Source organism: Microcystis wesenbergii NRERC-220 (genome assembly GCF_032027425.1).
Classification (GTDB): Bacteria; Cyanobacteriota; Cyanobacteriia; order Cyanobacteriales; family Microcystaceae; genus Microcystis; species Microcystis wesenbergii_A.
The window spans coordinates 2,235,093-2,255,079 of the sequence record NZ_JAVSJA010000001.1 but is presented as its reverse complement, the minus strand read 5'-3'; the positions used below and the strand labels follow the sequence as shown (position 1 = coordinate 2,255,079).

Annotated in this window: 21 protein-coding genes and 1 pseudogene; 13 read left to right on the top strand and 9 right to left on the bottom strand. The window is 42.9% G+C overall.

Annotated features, from left to right (window positions below; all coding sequences use genetic code 11):
* Nucleotides 1–88: 88 nt before the first annotated feature.
* Nucleotides 89–1,798 (bottom strand): 2-succinyl-5-enolpyruvyl-6-hydroxy-3-cyclohexene-1-carboxylic-acid synthase, encoded by a 1,710-nt coding sequence (gene menD / locus RAM70_RS11065; protein ID WP_312673745.1) that lies wholly within the window; start codon nt 1,796–1,798, stop codon nt 89–91.
* 294 nt (nt 1,799–2,092) lie between these two features.
* Here menD and RAM70_RS11060 point away from each other — a divergent pair, with 294 nt between their 5' ends.
* Nucleotides 2,093–2,503, top strand: coding sequence for a M67 family metallopeptidase (locus tag RAM70_RS11060; RefSeq protein WP_312673743.1), 411 nt, complete (start codon nt 2,093–2,095; stop codon nt 2,501–2,503).
* A 182-nt stretch (nt 2,504–2,685) separates the two neighbouring features.
* On the opposite strand, the gene RAM70_RS11055 is transcribed toward RAM70_RS11060, so the two are convergent.
* The 3 genes from RAM70_RS11055 to rplU form a co-directional block, all read right to left on the bottom strand.
* A complete protein-coding gene (locus tag RAM70_RS11055; RefSeq protein WP_312673741.1) occupies nt 2,686–3,618 on the bottom strand; it encodes a phytanoyl-CoA dioxygenase family protein in 933 nt (310 codons plus the stop codon).
* Nucleotides 3,619–3,764: 146 nt separating this feature from the next.
* Nucleotides 3,765–4,034: a 50S ribosomal protein L27 gene (gene rpmA, locus RAM70_RS11050; RefSeq protein WP_002744094.1), complete on the bottom strand. Its 270-nt coding sequence runs from the start codon at nt 4,032–4,034 to the stop codon at nt 3,765–3,767.
* 34 nt (nt 4,035–4,068) lie between these two features.
* On the bottom strand, nt 4,069–4,458 hold the full coding sequence (gene rplU / locus RAM70_RS11045) for a 50S ribosomal protein L21 (RefSeq protein ID WP_312673739.1): 390 nt from the start codon (nt 4,456–4,458) through the stop codon (nt 4,069–4,071).
* Nucleotides 4,459–4,653: 195 nt separating this feature from the next.
* On the opposite strand from rplU, the gene murQ reads away from it, so the two are divergent.
* From murQ to RAM70_RS11000, 9 genes are all read left to right on the top strand, one after another.
* Nucleotides 4,654–5,574, top strand: coding sequence for an N-acetylmuramic acid 6-phosphate etherase (murQ, locus tag RAM70_RS11040; protein ID WP_045358410.1), 921 nt, complete (start codon nt 4,654–4,656; stop codon nt 5,572–5,574).
* 27 nt (nt 5,575–5,601) lie between these two features.
* Entirely contained in the window at nt 5,602–7,092 is a 1,491-nt protein-coding gene (locus RAM70_RS11035; RefSeq protein WP_312673736.1) for a site-2 protease family protein, read from the top strand.
* Between the two features lie 180 nt (nt 7,093–7,272).
* Nucleotides 7,273–7,671, top strand: a complete 399-nt coding sequence (locus RAM70_RS11030; RefSeq protein ID WP_002800640.1) for a DUF4164 domain-containing protein — start codon at nt 7,273–7,275, stop codon at nt 7,669–7,671.
* A gap of 327 nt (nt 7,672–7,998) precedes the next feature.
* Nucleotides 7,999–8,577: an esterase/lipase family protein gene (locus RAM70_RS11025; protein WP_002800639.1), complete on the top strand. Its 579-nt coding sequence runs from the start codon at nt 7,999–8,001 to the stop codon at nt 8,575–8,577.
* A 94-nt stretch (nt 8,578–8,671) separates the two neighbouring features.
* Nucleotides 8,672–9,010: a ssr2422 family thylakoid membrane protein gene (locus tag RAM70_RS11020; RefSeq protein WP_045358413.1), complete on the top strand. Its 339-nt coding sequence runs from the start codon at nt 8,672–8,674 to the stop codon at nt 9,008–9,010.
* Nucleotides 9,011–9,079: 69 nt separating this feature from the next.
* Nucleotides 9,080–9,538, top strand: coding sequence for a 50S ribosomal protein L9 (gene rplI, locus RAM70_RS11015; RefSeq protein WP_045358414.1), 459 nt, complete (start codon nt 9,080–9,082; stop codon nt 9,536–9,538).
* 99 nt (nt 9,539–9,637) lie between these two features.
* The gene (locus RAM70_RS11010; protein WP_045358415.1) at nt 9,638–10,222 is read left to right on the top strand and encodes a chromophore lyase CpcT/CpeT; all 585 of its coding nucleotides are present in this window, start codon (nt 9,638–9,640) and stop codon (nt 10,220–10,222) included.
* A 22-nt stretch (nt 10,223–10,244) separates the two neighbouring features.
* Nucleotides 10,245–11,045 (top strand): exodeoxyribonuclease III, encoded by an 801-nt coding sequence (gene xth / locus RAM70_RS11005; protein WP_312673734.1) that lies wholly within the window; start codon nt 10,245–10,247, stop codon nt 11,043–11,045.
* A 138-nt stretch (nt 11,046–11,183) separates the two neighbouring features.
* Nucleotides 11,184–11,738 (top strand): hypothetical protein, encoded by a 555-nt coding sequence (locus tag RAM70_RS11000; RefSeq protein ID WP_312673732.1) that lies wholly within the window; start codon nt 11,184–11,186, stop codon nt 11,736–11,738.
* Here RAM70_RS11000 and RAM70_RS10995 read toward each other — a convergent pair whose 3' ends face one another.
* The 4 genes from RAM70_RS10995 to RAM70_RS10980 all read right to left on the bottom strand — a co-directional run bounded on the left by RAM70_RS10995 (nt 11,739) and on the right by RAM70_RS10980 (nt 14,974).
* The gene (locus RAM70_RS10995) at nt 11,739–12,056 is read right to left on the bottom strand and encodes a hypothetical protein (protein WP_002763627.1); all 318 of its coding nucleotides are present in this window, start codon (nt 12,054–12,056) and stop codon (nt 11,739–11,741) included.
* A 119-nt stretch (nt 12,057–12,175) separates the two neighbouring features.
* Nucleotides 12,176–13,069, bottom strand: a complete 894-nt coding sequence (crtR, locus tag RAM70_RS10990) for a beta-carotene hydroxylase (RefSeq protein ID WP_045358418.1) — start codon at nt 13,067–13,069, stop codon at nt 12,176–12,178.
* Nucleotides 13,070–13,313: 244 nt separating this feature from the next.
* Entirely contained in the window at nt 13,314–14,339 is a 1,026-nt protein-coding gene (locus RAM70_RS10985; protein WP_045358419.1) for a thiamine phosphate synthase, read from the bottom strand.
* 29 nt (nt 14,340–14,368) lie between these two features.
* Nucleotides 14,369–14,974: an IS607 family transposase gene (locus RAM70_RS10980; protein ID WP_190380513.1), complete on the bottom strand. Its 606-nt coding sequence runs from the start codon at nt 14,972–14,974 to the stop codon at nt 14,369–14,371.
* A gap of 1,364 nt (nt 14,975–16,338) precedes the next feature.
* On the opposite strand from RAM70_RS10980, the gene RAM70_RS10975 reads away from it, so the two are divergent.
* From RAM70_RS10975 to RAM70_RS10965, 3 genes are all read left to right on the top strand, one after another.
* On the top strand, nt 16,339–17,067 hold the full coding sequence (locus tag RAM70_RS10975) for a PEP-CTERM sorting domain-containing protein (RefSeq protein WP_312673727.1): 729 nt from the start codon (nt 16,339–16,341) through the stop codon (nt 17,065–17,067).
* A gap of 310 nt (nt 17,068–17,377) precedes the next feature.
* Nucleotides 17,378–17,638 (top strand): hypothetical protein, encoded by a 261-nt coding sequence (locus RAM70_RS10970; RefSeq protein WP_152606984.1) that lies wholly within the window; start codon nt 17,378–17,380, stop codon nt 17,636–17,638.
* A 468-nt stretch (nt 17,639–18,106) separates the two neighbouring features.
* On the top strand, nt 18,107–18,793 hold the full coding sequence (locus RAM70_RS10965) for a PEP-CTERM sorting domain-containing protein (RefSeq protein WP_312673724.1): 687 nt from the start codon (nt 18,107–18,109) through the stop codon (nt 18,791–18,793).
* 970 nt (nt 18,794–19,763) lie between these two features.
* On the opposite strand, the pseudogene RAM70_RS10960 reads toward RAM70_RS10965, so the two are convergent.
* Nucleotides 19,764–19,970 (bottom strand): annotated as a pseudogene (locus tag RAM70_RS10960) (IS200/IS605 family transposase); the annotation flags it as partial.
* Nucleotides 19,971–19,987: the final 17 nt, after the last annotated feature.

The following is a 19,987-nucleotide window of genomic DNA, read 5'->3' as shown; positions in this document are numbered from 1 at the left end:
CACTCTTGCAATAGGCAGCTTTATTCTCCCCACTTCCCCACTTCCCCACTTCCCCACACCCCACACCCCACACCCCACACCCCACACCCTACACATAATTACTGAGGAACCATTGAGCATTAAAAGCTCGATCGCAGGATATTTCTAGTAATCTTATCCCTGATTCCGGCAAAACTGCGATTTTTTGCTTAAAATCAGTCCAATCGCTGATTAAATGGTAATCGATACCGTAGGTGCGACAGAGTTGGCAAAAGTCGATATTTTGGGGAGTGGCAAAAAATTCTTCAAAGGGAGGGTCAAATTTGGCGATCGGCAACATCTGGAAAATGCCTCCCCCCTTGTTATTGATTAAAATTATGGTCAAGGAGCCAACAAAATATTTTTTGATTAAAAAACCATTTGTGTCGTGTAATAGGGCTAAATCTCCCGTTAATAGCAGACTGGGGACATTTTTATAAGCTATTCCTATCGCAGTGGAGAGGTTGCCGTCGATGCCATTGGCCCCGCGGTTAAAATAGGGACGAATTTGGCGATCGCTAGGCGGGTTAAAAAACTCGGCATAGCGAACAGGCATACTATTAGAGATAAAGATCGGGGTGCGGGGGGGGAGGTATTGGGAGAGCAGCCAGGGGATTTTCCCTTCAATCAGTTTAGTTTCTGCTGCCAAAAGGCGATCGATGGTTAATCTGGCTTGCTGGTCTAATTTTTGCCATAATTGCCGATATTCTCGGTTATTATGGGTTTGATCTGGGAATAAATCCCCTAATTGCTCGATATTTACCCTGAGATGTCCGGTTTTTCCCTGTAGAGGATCGTAATTATCGGGATGGGGATCGATAATCCAGCGCGGACAGTCGATTTCTTCTAACCAGGTCCGTAATTCTTTGCTGGTGGGTAATTCGCCAATTTGCAGGACAACATCGGGGGTTAATTGGGTCCTAAGGGCAGGATTCCGCAATAATAAATCATAGGTGGTGATGAGATGGGGATTTAACCCTGCATAGTTTCGCAGAGGAGATAAAGCTTCCGCTAAGACGGGATATTGTTGCGATCGGGCTAAATTAGCGATCGCCTGACAGTAACTTTCAGGGTTTTGCGGGGAAGCTAATCCCGCGATGATAATTCCTTTGGAGGGTAAAGAATTAATTTGGAGAATTGAGTGGTTAATAGGGATATTTTGCCGAGATATATGGCTAAAAAAAGCTTCTTGGTCAAAATTAGCTTCTAAATTGTTAATTTCTAGATCGGGAGTTGGTGCGAGGGGCTCCCGAAATGGTAAGTTCAGATGCACCACTCCGGGGACAGGATCGAGACAGCGCAACCACGCGTGGATGATAGTTTGACGGAGATAGCGTAAACGCTCGATATTGGCACTAGGACAGCTAATTTCCGCTTGCCAGTTGGGATAATTACCGTAGAGTTTGACTTGATCGATAGTCTGACCGGCGTGAGCATGACGCAATTCTGGGGGGCGATCGGCGGTTAGAATTAATAAAGGGACATGACTTTCTTTTGCTTCAATGACTGCGGGATAAAAATTAGCCGTGGCGGTCCCGGAAGTGCAGACTAAAACCACCGGTTGATACAATTGTTTGGCTAATCCTAGGGCAAAAAAGGCGGCCGAGCGCTCGTCTAAGATGGGAATAGCTTCAATCTGGGGATGTCTTGCCAAGGCTACCGTTAAAGGAGTCGATCGCGATCCGGGAGAAACCACCCCTATCTTCAATCCCAAACGGGCCAATGTTTCGACTAAAATAGAACCCCAAAGTGTATTAAGATTGCGAAAATCGAGCGACATTTATCAGTTCAGTGCAAAGGTTAGGGGACAATAAGTTAAAGAGTCTATTAATAAATTTAACATTGGCTGGAACTGGCCAAGAATAAGTTATTTCTGAGTCAGCGATGCAGAAGTTATTAAAAGAGAGCGAAGGCAATTGGCCCCTACAATAATATTATGGAGCCAATGGTAGGGGCGCATCGCGTACGGACAAAATGTCCTATAGATATTTCGACCAAATTGAGATACACCCAGTTTTAAAGTTCCCTATATCCAAAGCAAACTAACATCAATAGGTTTTGAAAATTTTCCCTTATGATCCTGATTACAGACCAAATTTACCAGCGTATTTTCACCCACGCAGAATCCACCTATCCCGAAGAATGTTGTGGGTTACTCTTGGGAAAAATTACCGAAACAGCAGCCCAAGTTATCACCGTGCAAACCACAGAAAATAACTGGTCAGGTAATAGGAGAAAACGCTTTAGTATTGCCCCAGAAGTGCTTTTACAAGCTCAAAAATCGGCGCGGGAAAACCAGCTAGAAATTATCGGTATCTATCATTCCCACCCCGATCATGCCGCCATTCCCTCGGAAATTGATCGCCAATTAGCCTGGTCAGGATATACTTATTTAATTGTCTCCGTCGTTTCAGGACGAGCGATCGATTTACAAGCTTGGCAACTGGACGAAGGCGAAGAATTTCAACCGGTAAAAATATTGTAGTCTGGTTGGAAATACTCGGGATCGGTCTTCTTGCGGATCGGTTTTAGCCAACGTCGTTTTTCCCCGATTTTTCCCGGGCAAAAGTGCCATCGCATCGACGAGTATTATGCCTAGGAATAGGTGGCATCCGTGGGACTGGTTTGGCTCTCTTTTTCCTTTTTAGAAGAACTGGTAAATTAATCTTACCAATTAAAAGGACCTAAAGCCCGATCATTGTAATCGCCACCCTCGGCAATAAAATGAATTACCATCGATTTACGGGTTAGCAGGGCATTATTAATCTTCCCACCACCGTGAATTAACATTCCGTGCCAGAGAAGAATTTCTCCTTTTTTAGCAGTAAATGATTGACAGTCATAATTCTGAGCGCGCCGGTTAACATAATCTTGGTATTGGGGAATTTTATCGGCAGTAATATTTTTAAGATTGATGGCGGGATAGTTTGGAAAAAAGTCAGTTACTTTGATATTTTTATGAGATTTAGGATAAAAAATTAGCGGGCCAGCATCTGCGGAAATATCTTCTAATGCAATCCAAACACCGACTAAATGATTAGCGGGATGAACATAAAAAACTGCCATATCCTCGTGCAGTCCTTGCTCTGTACCGTGCAGGAAGTTGATGGAATATCTCGGTTCGCAGGATTTGCCGATAATTAAATTAACTAAATCCCTCAGATTTTGATTGTCAAAAATTGCTCGAGCAGCGGGGGAAATCTCATGAAAGGCATGGAGTCGCCAAATAGAATTAACTAAGGCTTTTCTTTGCTCCATATCTAGGGCTAAAACCTGTTCATGACTTAAACTCGCCGGTAGATTTTCTGCTTGAATGCCTTCAATTCTTAATCCAGGAATAGCCGATTCTAGGAAAAATAAATTGGCTAATTCCGCTACTAAATTATCGATCGCCGTTGCGGGAATTAAATCTTTGACAACACAATAACCCAATTCTCGCCAATGGTCAAGGAGTTGATATTCTCGTTCGGAAATTCGCCGTTGTTGACGAGCTTTTTGCAGAGATTTTTCGGCTCGCGATCGATCTAACCAGGGTAATTCGGCAGTAGAATCGAAAGACCAGGGCAAATTTTTGAAGATATCGGCAATTTTAAAAATCATGGTGAGTCCATCTTTTCCGAGCCACTTTCGGACTATTTTAATCTATGAGCGCTCGATCTACCCTGTCAACAGACATAAATTATTTGAAAAACCCCCTAGGATGAGTTAGGAGGTTACAGGGAAAAAATTAATCAGGGTTGATGGGATTAACTAGCGCTAACTTCAGCGGGATAAACGCTAACTTGACGGCGACTTTTATCCTTGTATTCAAATTTGACCACACCATCAATTAAAGCGAATAAAGTATCATCGCCACCACGACCAACATTTTTACCCGGGTGAACTTTAGTACCCCGTTGACGGATGAGAATATTTCCCGCTTTTACCACTTGACCACCGTAGCGCTTAACGCCTAGGCGTTGGGAACGAGAATCGCGTCCGTTGCGGGTACTACCCGTACCTTTCTTATGAGCCATAATTTCTCTCCAAATGCTTTTTTGATTCTAAAAGTTATTCTTCTTTATCGCTACTATCTTCTACAACTTCAGCGCCGGAGGTAGCAGCAGTGGCGACTAGGGTTTTACCGTTATAATTGATTGAATCAATCATAAAACGGGTAATTTCTTGACGATGACCGCGTTTTTTACGGGTTTTCTTTTTCGGGCGCATTTTATAGACAATAACTTTTTTGCCCCGACGATGTTGCATGACAGTCCCTGCCACGGTGGCCCCTTCGATAAAGGGCTGACCGATGCTAATATCATCCTCATCATGGATTAATAGCACTTTGTCGATGGTATGGGTACTTTGTTCATCGACGGGAAGAAGTTCGATATCGTAATAGCGACCGGGTTCTACCCGAATCTGTTTGCCACCGGTCTCAATAATTGCGTAACTCATAAATTTTCTGCGCTCGTTTTGCCGTACAGGTAGCTGAAAAAAATTCCAGCTTTTGTGCTAATGTCTTCACCTGATCCGAGCAGGAATTGACACAATTTACTATTATCTAATATTCGGGCGGCAATTGTCAAGCTTTTTACCCACCGATTGGCTATATACTGAAAATAATCTTACGAAAAGCTCAATTAAACCGTTATGGAACAGTGGGAAAGCAGAGGACACCTGTTAACCGAACAAATTAACCCAAACAGCCTAAATTTAGACCAATTAAACCCGCTCGAATTGGTGGATATCTTCAATCGCGAGGATGCCCAAACCCTGAAGGCGATCGCCATGGCCCGGCAAGAATTGGCCCTAGCGATCTCTCTGACCGGTCAAGCTCTGGCTAAAGGTGGCAGACTCTTTTACATTGGGGCGGGAACCAGTGGCCGGCTGGGGGTTTTGGACGCGGCCGAATGTCCTCCCACCTTCTGCACTCCCCCGGAATTGGTACAGGGAATTATTGCCGGTGGAGCGGCGGCGCTGGTGCGTAGTTCCGAAGATTTGGAGGATAAAGCGGAAGATGGGGCGACGATTATTGCCCAGCGAGAAATTCACGAATTAGACGTGGTAGTGGGGATTACCGCCGGGGGGACAACCCCCTACGTTCACGGGGCTTTACAGGCGGCAAAACAGCGCGGTGCGACAACGATTGCCATTAGTTGTGTCCCCGCCGAACAAGTGGAGATCGCGGTGGATGTGGATATCCGGTTATTGACCGGACCGGAACTTTTGGCCGGCTCCACACGGCTGAAAGCGGGAACGGTGACGAAAATGGCTTTAAATATCCTCTCCACAGGGACAATGGTAATGTTAGGCAAGGTTTACGGCAACCAGATGGTCGATGTGGCAGTTACTAATCATAAACTCCATGACCGCGCCCTGCGGATTATCTGCAACCTTACCGATGTTAGTCGCCAGGAAGCGGCAATTTTACTGGAAAAAAGTGGCCGCCGGGTTAAACTGGCTTTGTTAATGCAGAAAACGGGACTTTCGGCGGCGGCAGGACAAGAATTGTTACAAAAGCATCGGGGTCAATTACGGGCTGCCCTGCAAGCTTATAATCAAATTGATTGATAAAAACCTATTGATTTTGACTTTCCTATGGTTAATATTTCTTCGGAAATTGCCGCGATCGCTGTTATTTTCCTCGTCGCTGGCGCTATCTTGACTTGGAGTTTTTATCGGGCTAAACCCTACGGCCAACTGGGAATTTTAGCTTGGTTACAATCCTTGGTCTTAATAGCTCCTTGGTTAATTTTTTTCGGGCTATTTGCGGCGGGAATTTATCTCAATCTAGCGGTAATTCTCTTTTTACTGGTTGCTTCCACCATTATCTATATTTATTTGGGCAACCGTTTACGCTTACTGAAAACCAATCAGATAATTGAACCGAAAGTTAACCCGGCAGTTAGCGAGTCCGTTACTCCTCTAGAAATCCCGGCATCGGTGACAGCAATTGTACCGGATGTGATTCCAATTCCCGAAGAGGATTTAAAAGTTATTCAGAGTATTTTTGGGATAGATACTTTTTTTGCCACCGAGACTATCTCTTTTCAGGAAGGGGCAATTTTTAAAGGCAATTTACGGGGAGAACCAGATATCGTTCACTCTCGCTTAAACCAGAAATTAAGCGATCATTTTGGCGATAAATATCGTTTATTTCTGGTGGAAGGAACCGAGGAAAAACCTGTGGTAATTATCCTTCCCAAAACTAACGAGCCTAGTCCTGCCACTCTTGCTCAAAAAAATCTCTCTTTAGTTTTGTTAGTAGCCACCATTGTCACCAGCTTAGAAGCGGCGGGAATTTTATTGGGTTTTGATTTGTTTAGTAATTGGCAGAGGTATCAAGAAGCGATTCCCCTGAGTTTGGGTTTATGGTCGGTATTAATTGCCCACGAAATCGGTCATCTAATTATCGCTAAACGCCATAATGTTCGTCTCAGTTTACCCTATTTTCTTCCCACTTGGCAGATTGGTTCTTTTGGGGCGATTACTCGTTTTGAATCTTTATTACCTAACCGCAGTGTTCTATTTGATATAGCTTTCGCCGGTCCTGCTTTGGGAGGTTTGGTTTCTTTAATCTTGTTAATCGTTGGACTGACTTTATCTAATTCGGCCAGCCTTTTTCAAATCCCTAGTACCTTTTTCCAAAGTTCAATTTTAGTGGGTTCTTTAGCGCGGATAGTTTTGGGCGACGAGTTACAAAATGCCGTTATCTCCGTCCATCCTTTAACTGTTATCGGTTGGTTGGGATTGGTGATTACCGCCCTTAATTTACTGCCCGCCGGACAGTTAGATGGTGGCAGAATTGTTCAGGCTATTTATGGTCGCAAAATTGCCCGCCGCACCACTGTGGCCACTTTGGTCATTTTGGGCATTATTTCCTTAGTTAATCCCAGTAATCCCATTCCTCTCTATTGGACAATTTTAGTCGCTTTTTTACAAAGAGAGTTGGAAAGACCGAGTTTAAACGAGTTAACCGAACCCGATGACACCCGCGCCGGTTGGGGTTTATTACTACTCTTTTTAATGTTGGCGACTCTGATTCCTTTAAGCCCTAGTTTAGCGGGACGGTTAGGCATCGGTGGCTAAATACTTCCCCGAAATTCTTGCCATTGATTGCCGTCAAAAAAAAGCTTGACAAAAACTCAAGTCTTGACTTATAATTTTCTTATAATGGGAATCCGTGTCCGCCTATAGACCCCTGATTTTTCCGTAAAATATAGCCTCCAGCATTTACCCCTGAAGATTTGACTTTTGGAGTTGCTCAAAATGTCTAACGAAACTGTCACTTATTCCCTAGAAGCTGTCCTGACAAGGATTGAGGGGAAAATCGACTCTCTGGAAAAACGCCTTGACGAGAAAATCGACTCTCTGGAAAAACGTATTGACGAGAAAATCGACTCTCTGGAAAAACGTATTGATGAGAAAATCGACTCTCTGGAAAACCGTATTGACGAGAGATTTGACAAGATAGAAGACCGGTTAACTAAAGTAGAAATAGGACAGGCCGAACTCAAGGGAGATATTAAAGCTTTAGACGAAAAAATCAATGGATTAACTGCAAGGGTTGCCTATCAGGAATTCACCAATCGAGGGATTCTGATAGCATTGGTGGTCGCTATTTTAGGAGGTGCCGCTAAACTTTTTGGTTTTTTCCCTAATCCTTAGAAGTTGCCGGCAGCCGTACCTAGTAAGTAGTCGTGCAAAATTAATTTCCTAGTCGAGACGGTCGTCAGGAGACGGTCGTCAGGAGACAGGAGACGGTCGTCAGGAGACATGAGACAGGATACGGGATAAGGGATACAGCTATTAGGGATCGGATTTGAGTTTTCAGTTCACTGTTTACTGATCACAGCAGAAGTCTGACGGAGTAGTGGCTTAGATGTGTAATTAATTGTGCTTAGATACTTAGATAGGCTCTCCCCAAAAATTTTTCGCTCATTACCCCGATCATTTGTTAGAATAGATTCAGAATTCAAGGATAAAACCTCATCTATGAATCCCGTTGTTTTGGTGCATGGTTTTCTGGACACTACGGCTGTTTTTAAACCGATGAGCGAGTATTTAAACTATCATGGTTGGCAGGTGCATAGTTTTAACCTAATTCCCAATCATGGTTACGAAAAGTTAGAAGTTTTAGCCGGTCAGGTGGACAATTATATCGAGAAAAACTTTGCTAAAGAGCAGAAAGTAGATCTGATTGGGTTTAGTATGGGAGGATTAATTACCCGCTACTACCTGCAAAGATTAGGAGGGGTGGCAAGAGTGCAACGTTACCTAAATATTTCTGCCCCGAATCGAGGCACTTTAACCGCGTATAGTTTACCCTTAGATGGGATTAGACAAATGCAGCCGGGGAGTCAATTTCTAGAGGATTTAAATCAAGATTGTCAACAAATTTTAAATAAAATTAAAACCACAATTATCTGGACTCCCTACGATTTAATGATATTTCCCGCCCATAGTTCCCGTTTATCGGTGGGCAAAGAAATTTCGATTCCCGTATTGCTTCATGCTTGGATGGTCAAAGATAGCAAAGTCTTAACAACAATTAAAGAGACCTTATTAGAATAGAAATACTGGTTGTCTCCAACACTTGAACAAGGTCAAAATATTACCGACAAAAAAGTTAATTTTTATCAAAAAAGCTTGACTTAAGGTTATAATTGTGCTAGGCGATCAAATTCCCCTAGGTGTCACCATGTCCACTCAAGAACCCACCCTAACCGATGTTCTCAACGAATTGAAAAGCTTCCAAACAGCAGTAAATCAACGTTTTGAAGCGATAGACCAACGTTTTGAGGAAATAGACCAACGCTTTCAGGAAATAGACCAAAGATTAGACAAGCTCGACTATAAATTTGACACCTACGAAAAAGCCTCCGAGAAAGTGCTGAGATTAGCCACGACAATTATTATCGCGGCCGCCACCGTAGCGGTTTTACCCTCGGCCTTTCAGGCAATCGGCCCCCTATTAACCCAGATCATCGCCGCCGGCAATAACTAACTTGTGATCAACACTTGACGATTGCATGGTATGATAGGGGTTTTGGAACTATTGTTTTAGGTCAAGATCATGGCGAAACGAATGCAGGTTATCCTCAATCAAAAAGTCAGCAAATTAGGTGAAAATGGCGATGTGGTGGAAGTGGCCCCCGGTTATGCGCGCAATTACCTTATCCCCCAAGGTGTGGCCGTTTTAGCCACCAAGGGCGCGATTAAACAGGCAGAATTTAGGAAAGAAAAAGAGCGTCAACGTCTCCTCGCTGAAAAACAAGAAGCGGAAACCAGAAAAACTGCGATCGAAAAACTCAGTCCCTACACCATCCCTAAACAGGTGGGTGAAAACGAGGCAATTTTCGGTACTGTCACCAGTCAAGATGTGGCTACGGTTATTCTAGAAAATGCTAAATTAGAAATCGATCGCCGTGGTCTTACCGTCCCCGATATCGGTCAATTGGGAGTCTATAAAGTACAAGTCAAACTCCATCCCGAAGTGAGTGCCGATATCGAAATTAAAGTAATCGCACAATAACAATTATCGGGGCATAGTTATCAGTAATCGGTGAAAACTTATCAGAGCAATTAACTAGCTGATGGCTGATAGCTAATAGCCATTCACATCTCAAAAACTATGACTCATCCCACGGATCTAAAAACCCTAGCACGCTGGATGGCGGCGGATTTTAGTAATCAAGAACAAGCTTTTGCTAATCCGCCTTTTTTCGCCCATATTCGCGTGTGTATGCGTCCTTTACCCGATGAATTACTGGGGGGAACCAGTTTATTTTTAGAGCAGGCCTACGATTTTATGCTCAATACTCCCTATCGTTTGCGAGTATTTAAATTGTCGGTAGTCGATGACCATATTGAACTAGAAAACTTTAAAGTTAAAGAGGAAGCTAACTTTTTTGGTGCTTCTAGAGAACCCCAGCGTCTCAAAAATCTCAGCTTAGAACTATTAGAACCGATGGCGGGTTGTGATATGAATGTCACTTGGACAGGTAACAGTTTTAAAGGGGTGGTGAAACCGGGTAAACAATGTTTAGTCTTTCGCAAAGATAGAATGACTTATTTAGATAATAGTTTTGAAATTAGTGAACGGGGATTAATTAGCGTTGATCGCGGTTTAGATCCCGAAACCGATCAATTAGTCTGGGGTTCGATCGCCGGTCCCTTTGAGTTTGTGCGTCGCAGTAGTTTTGCTGAGGAAGTGTGAGAAAAATTCTCGGTTTTTAGCTATGAAAATCGCCACATGGAATGTCAACTCGATTCGCAGCCGACAAGAGCAGGTAATTAACTGGTTACAACTCAATCCCGTTGAGGTTTTATGCTTGCAAGAAACTAAGGTAATCGATCGAGATTTTCCCAGAGAAGCTTTTGAATCTTTGGGTTATCATCTCTATATTTCTGGACAAAAATCCTATAATGGTGTGGCGATTTTTAGCCAAAAACCCCTGGAGGATATCACTGTGGGATTTAGTCCAATTATCGGCGAAAATTTAACGGGAGAACTGGACGAACAGAAACGGCTAATTACTGGAGTAATCGGCGATATTAGGATTATCAATCTCTACGTTCCTAATGGTTCTTCCCTAGATAGTGACAAGTATATTTATAAGCTTAAATGGTTAGAAACTCTTAGGAAATATCTAGATAAAATTATTAATTATCAACCTGAAGAATTATGTATCTGCGGAGATTTTAATATTGCCTTAGAAGATAAAGATATTTATGATGCCAAGGGCAAAGAAAATCATATTATGTCTTCAGCTAAAGAAAGAGAAGCTTTAGAAAAGGTCTTAGAAATTGGCTTACAAGATGCCTTTAGAAAATTCACATCGGACCCAGGACATTATAGTTGGTGGGATTATCGCAGCGGCGGTTTTGCTCGTAACCGAGGTTGGCGAATCGATCATCTTTATTTAACTCCTCAGCTATACGAAAAAGCCGTTAATTGTCTGATTGATCGAGAACCCAGAAAACAAGAAAAACCTAGCGATCATACCCCCGTTATTCTGGAAATATCAAGCCAAAAATAGCTAAAGGATCAACCTAGACTTTGCACAGCCAGAATTTTGCTCTCTTAGCTTCCCTAACCGGGGACTTTCAGCTTGAGGATTTATTCGGTAACGAGAAAATGCTATGATTCGGGTTGAATTTACCAAGTTTATTAAATTATGCGTTCTCCCCAATTAATTGTTCTATTGCTCGGTTTATCCCTTCTCCCTAGCATCTCCCCCCCTTTTGTCCATGCTAATCCCTCGATAGTGCCAGTGAAACAATCGAGTAATCGCGATGGGGGACAAACAATCAAGGAAGCGGAAATTAAAGCAATGATTCAAGACATTGAAACTGCTATTAAAGATAAAAATATCGCCCTAATCCTCAAACACTATGCCCCGTTTATTTCCTCGCAATTGACCATTAAAACCGATGCTAGTACCGAAATTTTTGAGTTAAATGGCATCACGGAACATAAAATATTTTTAGAGGAATCCTACAAAAATATTAAAAGTATGGAGGTTCTTTCTGAGAATTGGGATGTGGATATTCTTGCAAATAACGAGATGGCGATGATCACTCGCGAGCGGGTAGTCAATATTACCAACACCGAGGGTGATAACTATATAGTGGCATCGGAAGCGGTGGCTAAAGTCGCTCCCATCGACGGCAAATTGAGGATCTTTTCCATTCAAGAAACCGCCGAAGTGGGACGCAGACCGAAAAAATAATCAACCTCTCCGATTGGGACTGGACCAACCCGACTCCCGCCGTCTTCGTCCCTCGATAAAACCGTCATCGTAGTCTCTGGAATTGCGCGGATTATCATAGCGGGCAAAGTTAAACCCGTCCTCTAGTCCGCGCTGGAATTCTTGCTCTGGTGGCACAAATCGATAACGTTGTCTATTATCTTGTACCGCCCGGTTGATTAACAAGGCCCCCGCTCCAATACCCACGGCCTCACCAAAGGTTAAAGACTTAGCATAATCGATGTTAATTGTCAAGAAAGTTGTTGTTAAAATTAAGGCTTTTCCCCAATGTTGACCCATAAAATCCTCCTTCAAAAAATCAAGTTGACAACAAAACCAGTACAGATACAGAGTTTCTCATAAAATCGACCCCCGACTTGCCAAAACGAAAACCTTGTACCTCACCATTACGATAACTGCTATGAGCTAGATTTAGAAGAATGGGAGTGAAAGCGAATCCCCAAGAAGACATCGTAGAGGAAACTCCAGAAATTCTTACCTTGCAGTAAACCTAAAGACTGTTCACACTCTTTCGCATCTAAAAGCGGTTTAGTGGCATAGTATGCCGGTTGGTATTTGTACCAAGGAATCGACGGCCAGAGATGATGCACGAGATGATAATTCTGGCCTAAAATCAGCAGATTTAAGAGGGAACTGGGGTAAACGCGGGCATTTTTCCAACGATTGCGCTCTTGGAAAGGACGATGGGGGAGATAATCGAAAAATAAACCGAGGGCAATTCCCACCACTAAAGCGGGAACAAACCAAAAATTCATCACATAGCCAATAAAACCGTATTGACAGGCGACGATGACTATGGTAGCCACAAAAAGACGACTGAGGAACCATTCCAGCAGTTCGTATTTCCGCCAGAGTTGCCGCTTAAAAAAGAAAATCTCGTGATAAAAAAATCTGGCCGCAATCATCCACAAAGGGCCACCAGTGGAGACAAAATGATCCGGATCATTTTCGGGATCGTTAACGTGCGCGTGGTGCTGTAAATGGACTCTCGTGAAGACCGGAAAGGCAAAACCGAGCATTAAAGCACTGCCATGACCTAAAATAGCATTAAATATCCGATTGCTATGGGCAGAATTATGAGAGGCATCGTGGATAACTGTCCCCGATAAATGTAAAGCGAGGACATTAGCACTAAAACAAATCCAGTCGGGCCAAGACCATAGCCAATAGCCACAGGTAGATAGGGTTATTAGGCTCAAGGCACTAAAAAACATGGTAACGTTTGGGTTGAAGCCCCCCGGTGGTTTTAAATACTCTTTGGGGACTGTCAGCAACATCTCGGCCGACTGCATTATGGGTGTTGCTCCTTATTGTGTTCGCTTTACTGGCGTAAATTATCATACTACGGCTTTTTCATAAAGTTTTGTAACATTATCTTAATTAATCTAAAGTTATGAAGAAAGTAAGGATTTGTTATATGGTCTTCCCCCCTCAGTCCCCGATTGCTGCGGACGAGAAAAGCCTCAACTCCAATCCCTACTTGCGATTTACTTGAAGAACCCCAAAATCGCTGAAACCCAGTCTCGTGGATAAGATTTATTCAGCCAGCCCTAATTGGTTTAATAATTGTTGTGTCACCACATCGGGATGCTGCGCTTCCATGATCGCCCGGACTACAGCCACCCGTTGCGCTCCTGCCTCTAAAACCTCTTTAATGTTATTACTATCAATACCACCGATCGCAAACCAGGGTAAAGGGCAATTTTCCCGCGCATAACGGACATATTCCAATCCTGCCGGGGTTTTTCCCGCTTTCGTGGGGGTGGCATAAACCGGCCCCACTCCCACATAATCGGCCTTTTCTTGGATTGCTTTGGCCATCTCTTGGGGATTAGTGGTGGACCGACCGATAATTGCCCCGGGGCCGAGAAATTGCCGCGCTAGGGAAATCGGTACATCCTGTTGACCGAGATGAACACCATCGGCATGAATGGCCTGAGCAATATCGACGCGATCGTTCATAATAAACAAAGCATCGTAACGGTGGCATAACTCACACAGTTTAGCGGCTTCTTCTAAACGAATCGTATCAGCGGCGGTTTTATGGCGGTACTGCACCAATTTTAAACCCCCTTTTAGGGCCAATTCGACGATTTCTAGCAGATTTTCGGCGGGAGAAGTGACTAAATAGAGAGGAGATGCTTGCAGTTTTTCTAGGGGTGGAGAGATTAATAGTTTACTCTCTAGCTGATAAACCCGATAGCGCAGCCGTTTACAGGCTATCCCTAGCTCCAGATCATAGAGTTTACCGTATTCTTCTAAAACCCTGAAAGCCTCCTGTACGCGAGCCAGATTGGCCTGCAGCAGTCCCTCGACAGTCTCCCGGATTTCTTCCCTGGGATGGCTTAAATCCCTACCGATATCCCCGGCCGTGTCCCGATGTAGTTTCAGATCGATCGAGTGCCAACTAGCCAACTGATGGCGCATTTCTTTACATTCTTGGGCTAAATCGGGATTATCTAAGCCAAAACGACACCATTCTTCGATAATTCGCAGTCCTTCTCTGGCCCGGTCAAGGTTAGCATCGAGAATCCGTTTAATCGCCGTAGTTTCTAGTTTCATGAAAAGTCAATGTGGAGTTATTATCGCCGTCAGCGGACATTCTTAAGCATCTCTAGGTATTCCAGTAATTGCTGATGATCTGGGTTATGTAGTGGGTAGAGACGATTGTAACAGATGGTGATCAGGGCTTGCAGATCCTCCACTAAATCCTCAGCACCAATGAATTCATGGGATCGATTGAGGAGAATGACTTGGATTTTAAAGAAACCGCACAAACCCCAAATAAAATCATGACAAAAGCGGCCAACACTTTCCGGATGGATTAAAACTAGACGTTCCAACCCACCGTCACACATCATCTGCACTAGACGCATAAGATTAGGGTGATTGTGGCTGACTCCGTTGCCGATATCGGTGAGAATTTCAAAGGGTTGACCCTGCTGACTACAAAATTCTTCTAGCGCTTTTATCTGAGCTTCTAATTGTTGTTGTTGTTCAGGTCGATTAACACGAGCATAGCCAATAATGTATCGGGTTGCTTGACCAGATTGTAAGAGAGCTTCCCGTCGATAGCGGCGATGACCACCGGGGGTACGAATTGAGCTAATTTTACCCTGTTGTTCCCAGCGTCGGAGAGTTTTAATGCTAACTCCCAGCAAATCCGAGGCTTCTCGAATAGTGATTAGGTTATCCATAGATATAACTCGGTTTTAAATTATAGGATTTTTCAGTCTGTTGAGGTACAAAAGTTATGGGTTTTAGGCAAAAGGCATAAAGGCATAAAGGCAAAAGGCAAAAGGGAAGAAAAATAGTTGTACCTCACTAGCTTAGGAAACGCTAAAAGAAAATTTATTGGGGTATAATTGTCCACCTTTAGACAGGTATTTGTACACTTTTGTCCTACTATGGGCATCATGGGTAAGAATTGAAAAAATTTTAACCTGTTTGTTCCAAGAATGTAGAGTCTTAAGGCTAACCCGAAGCCAATCCCAAGCTTTTCCAGTGGTGATTAAATTATCCATATATATGAATCGTTTTTAAATTTAAAAATTTTATAGGGTAGAATTGTCCAATTTTAGACAGATAGTTGTCCATTTTCATCCTGTGATTAGCTCCCACCCGTGATTGTAGGTGATTGATAAGAATTAATGATACTCCTTTAGATAAACATATTAAGTGTAATTTTGTGTCTTTTTCAAACCTGAGTTTGTTTTTGGGTCGCACGGGTGACACTTTTATAGCAGCAAAGCAAAAAGACCTTGGTGTAGGGATGAATTTCCTTGTCCCATTTACCCCATTTCCCCCTTTTAGGGAATTGATTCTTATGGAACTCCAGTTCTAACGGTCAGAACTATTAATTTTTATGTATTTTATCTCTCTTGATTAAGTTTTGTCACTATACAAAAAATTTTTTAAACTAGAGCTTGTTTATTTGTCCAACTTTCACCAAAAAGCTTGGGTATATTTGTCAAGCGTGGGTAATTATTTTAAGAAAAAACTGCCCTAAACTATACAAAAAAAAATGAAAATATTGCCGAAAAATAATTCTATCAAACAGTTGCTTTTTTGGGAAGGGTTTGTTATGCTTCTGTCAAGCCAAACAAAAATTTATCAGCGAGCTTAACGCTTGTCTGCATTTGTTTGACGGCTATTACTACACACAATCAAAGCTGGATAATTCAGTTTAGGGAATTGATTCTTATGGAACTCCAGTTCTAACGGTCAGAACTATTAAGTTTTATCGATTTTATCTCTCTTGATTAATTTTTGGATATTTACAAAAAATTTTTTAAACTAGAGCTTGTTTATTTGTCCAACTTTCACCAAAAAGCTTGGGTATATTTGTCAAGCGTGGGTAATTATGTTCAGGAAAAACTGCTCTAAATTGGACAAAAATATTTCAGATATTACAGAATAATAAGTTATCTAAACATCTTTTTTTTCTGAAAACTTTGTTATACTTCTGTTAAGTCAAACCAAAATTTATCAGCGAGCTTAACGCTTATCTGCATTTTTTTGACGGCTATAGTACACACAGTCAACGCTGGATAATTTAGTCATGATGACAACAAACAAATTAACCAAAATCCTCTGCGGTGCAGCCACCCTCGGTATCGCCACCGCTATGGCCGCTCCCGCTCAAGCTATTCATTTTACCGTTGAACTCGATACAAATGGCAATGGTTTTGTCAGTAGTGAAATTGCCGAAGAAGATGAGACCGTTGGTGTTAAGATTGACGGTGTTTTCTATGATTCCGTTATCCTCGGCGACAACTCTTTCTACAATTTCAGTATCAATGGCGATGTTAGCCTAGGCGATGAACTGAGATTCATTCTCAATAATGGTGTTTGGACTGTAAATTTCAGTGAAGAAACTAGCCTCGGTGTTCATAATGGTACATTGCAATACGAAGTCGATATTTCTGACCCCAAGCTAGTTTTCGCTCAGGTTGCATTCGAGACAAATATATCTGGACCGCCTGGAAACGAGAATTATCTCGCTACCAGGGGGATTTTCAAACTAGATAATACTCCGCTTATCACCCTAACGTCCACGAACGGCTCTGAGGACTTCGGCAGTATTCTGTCTTCCAATGCTAATACCATCAAAGTGATCGATACCTATACAAGCCTTGACAATGGTAGTTCTCTGTTACAATTTTCCACTAACAACTTCACTCAAGACCTAGACCCCCCCCCTGCTGAAATCCCCGAACCGGGTACTATCCTCGGACTTCTGGCAGTGGGTGGTTTAGGATTGATTTCCCGCTTTAAGAAACAAAAATAACAGTTACCAATGTCTTGCACACATTGATAACTGTGACGTTGAACAAAAAACAGCTAAAGGTTAGATGCCCTGTGAGGGTTTATAGCTTTTAGCTTTCTCTTTAGTACTGATTCTAGCACAAGCCAAGACCTAATTTTTGTTTTTGATCAACGGGTCGTTAGAGGGTTTTGGGGTTTTCTAGCAATTCTGGCGCATAAAAACTAGACATCGAATATATAACTCGGTTTTAAATTAAAGAAATTTATGGGGGGAGAATTGTCCAACGTGAGACGGTCAGTTGTCCACTTTTAAAGATGAAGAATGACGGAATTTGGCATCAACGGACTTACTCGCACTGGTGATGGTAGATGAGTTAGGAAAATTAATTAATAGTACCCCTTTAGATAGAGGTATTAAACGGGATTTTTTGTTTTTCTCAAACCTGAGTTTGTTTCCGGGTCGCACGGAGTATCTTAGTTATACTAAATCCTGTTTAAAAGATCTAGGGGAGTGGGAAGTGGGGAGAAGGGACTGGGTTTTTAAAGCTGGACTAGGATTAATCACACTATTAAAAACGGATTTGGTGTTATAGGGGCAAAGCAAAAAGACGTTGCTGTGGGGGCAAATTGCCCGCCTCCTTTCCCTATTTTTCCTCAGTTTCCCCGTTTTCCCCGGTTTCCACCCCTAGGGAATTGATTCGTCGAACTGAAGTTTTGACGCTCAAAACTGTTAAGTTTTATCTTTTGTAACTCTCTTGATTAATTTTTGTCAATAGCCAAAATTTTTTTTAAACTAGAGCTTGTTTATTTGTCCAACTTTCACCAAAAAGCTTGGGTATATTTGTTACCTTTTGGGTAATTATGCTCAAAAAAAACTCCTATAAATTGGACAAAAAATATCTAAATATTCCTCAAAAAAAGTTTTTTAAAATACTTGTTTTTTTGGGAAAGGTTTGTTATAGTTCTGTTAAGTCAAACAAAAATTTATTAGCGAGCTTAACGCTTGTCTGCATTTTTTTGATGGCTATTAGTACACACAATTACAGCTGGATAATTCAGTTATGATGACAACCAACAAATTAACCAAAACCTTTGCTTCTGGCTCTCTAGCCATCGGTGTTCTCGCCGGCGCGGTGCTTGCCGCTACCAGTGCCAGTGCGACGACTCCTAGTCCTAATGGCTCTGTGACCTCAACTTGGGCGGCATGGGTGGCCGGAAATCCTCTTGTAATTCCTGGTAACGGAGCAACAGCTACGTACGTCGTCGATAGTACGTTTGTTCCGAGTCAACCCGGTTTTGATACAGTTACTCTGTTCAAAGCCGGTGATGAGTATGAATTCACATACAGTGCTATACCCGGTACTCTTGCGACCGATAGTAATGCCGGGACTTTAATATATGACATTACGTTCCCTACGTTCGTTAATGGGGTTTCAATAGATTCAGACACAACAGAGACCTACGGGAGTGTAACCAAGCAAGGAGAGCCTGAGTTCTCCCGCACCTTAACTTCATTTAACGGCGACCCCGACCCTTTTCCTAACGGTTTCCTCGATATCCCCCTCACCAAAGCATTGCGCATCACAGATACCTTCATTCCTACTAATCCAGGAAGTACCAATGAAGGTCTAAGCGTCCTGTCCAATAATTTCCGAGAAGCCCCTCACGTCCCCGAACCGGGTACTATCCTCGGACTTCTGGCAGTGGGTGGTTTAGGATTGGTGTCCCGCTTCAAAAAACAAAAATAACAGTTACCAATGTCTCGCACACATTGATAACTGTGACGTTGAAATAGCTATAAGGTTAGATGCCCTGTTTGGTTTTCTAGCCTTTAGCTTTCCCTTAGGTATTGACTATAACACAAGTCAAGGCCTAATTTTTGTTTTTGGTAGAGTTCTTGCCTAAGGGTCTCTTAGGTTTGCTGGGTAAAATGTATTCTAAGATACATTCCTGCGGGCGGTCGCAACGCGCTCGCTACGCGAGACCGAGTGGAACGAGATTGATCACTCCTATATAAGTTAAACTTATCATACAAGGTTTTCAGGTTTGAGATTTTTTCTAAAACACTTGTTTCTTTGGGAAAAGTTGGTTATGCTTCTGTCAGGTCAAATAAAAAGTTATCAGCGAGCTTAACGCTTGTCGGCATTTTTTAGATGGCTATTACTATAGCGTTTCCTAAGCTAGTGAGGTACACCGATTTTTCTTTCCTTTTGCCGTTCGGACATCGGACGTTCGGCGAGACTTCGGACGTTCGGCGAGCTCAGTCGAGCCGCGTGAGCTTTTGTCGAACGCTCAGTCGAGCGGACGGTGAGGCTTCGACGGTGATCTCAGCCGAACCGCCGAACCGCCGAACCGCCGCGTGAGACTTCGGACGTTCGGCGCCCTACACCCTCTTTCAAGTCAGGGGGGGGTTGCCTCTTGCAAGAGTGCCTCATCTCAACAGGCAATTTAAATTACGAACAGCTTAGCCATTGAAGAAGCTATCAGAATGGGCATTCTTGAGGATGGATGGACTCTGGGAAAGAAAATAGAGTAAACTATGCTATGTTGTGTTCTAGATAGAGATAAAAACGCCGCCATCAACACTGTCGGGACGTTCGGCGAGATCAGTCGAGCCGCGGACAGAAATTCAAGCCCGACTACAGACTACCTACCGTCTATCTCAATGGAGCGAGAGGACTCCCGTTAAACTGCGTATAAATCGCCACCAGAATGAAACTAACGCAGTAGCGTTTCCACTTTTGGGGAGTTTTGGTTCTCGACGTATTTTTTTAGTTGTTCGACAGTAACGCCGCCACAACTAGCCACGAAATAACCTCCCGTCCAAAAATAGGGTTTGTTGTGGAAATACTTGGCCGCCAAATCCAGAAATTCCTTTCTAATTAAGCGACTACTAACTGTTTTAAGGTTAGCGATTAGTTTGGTCCATGATTGTAATCGGT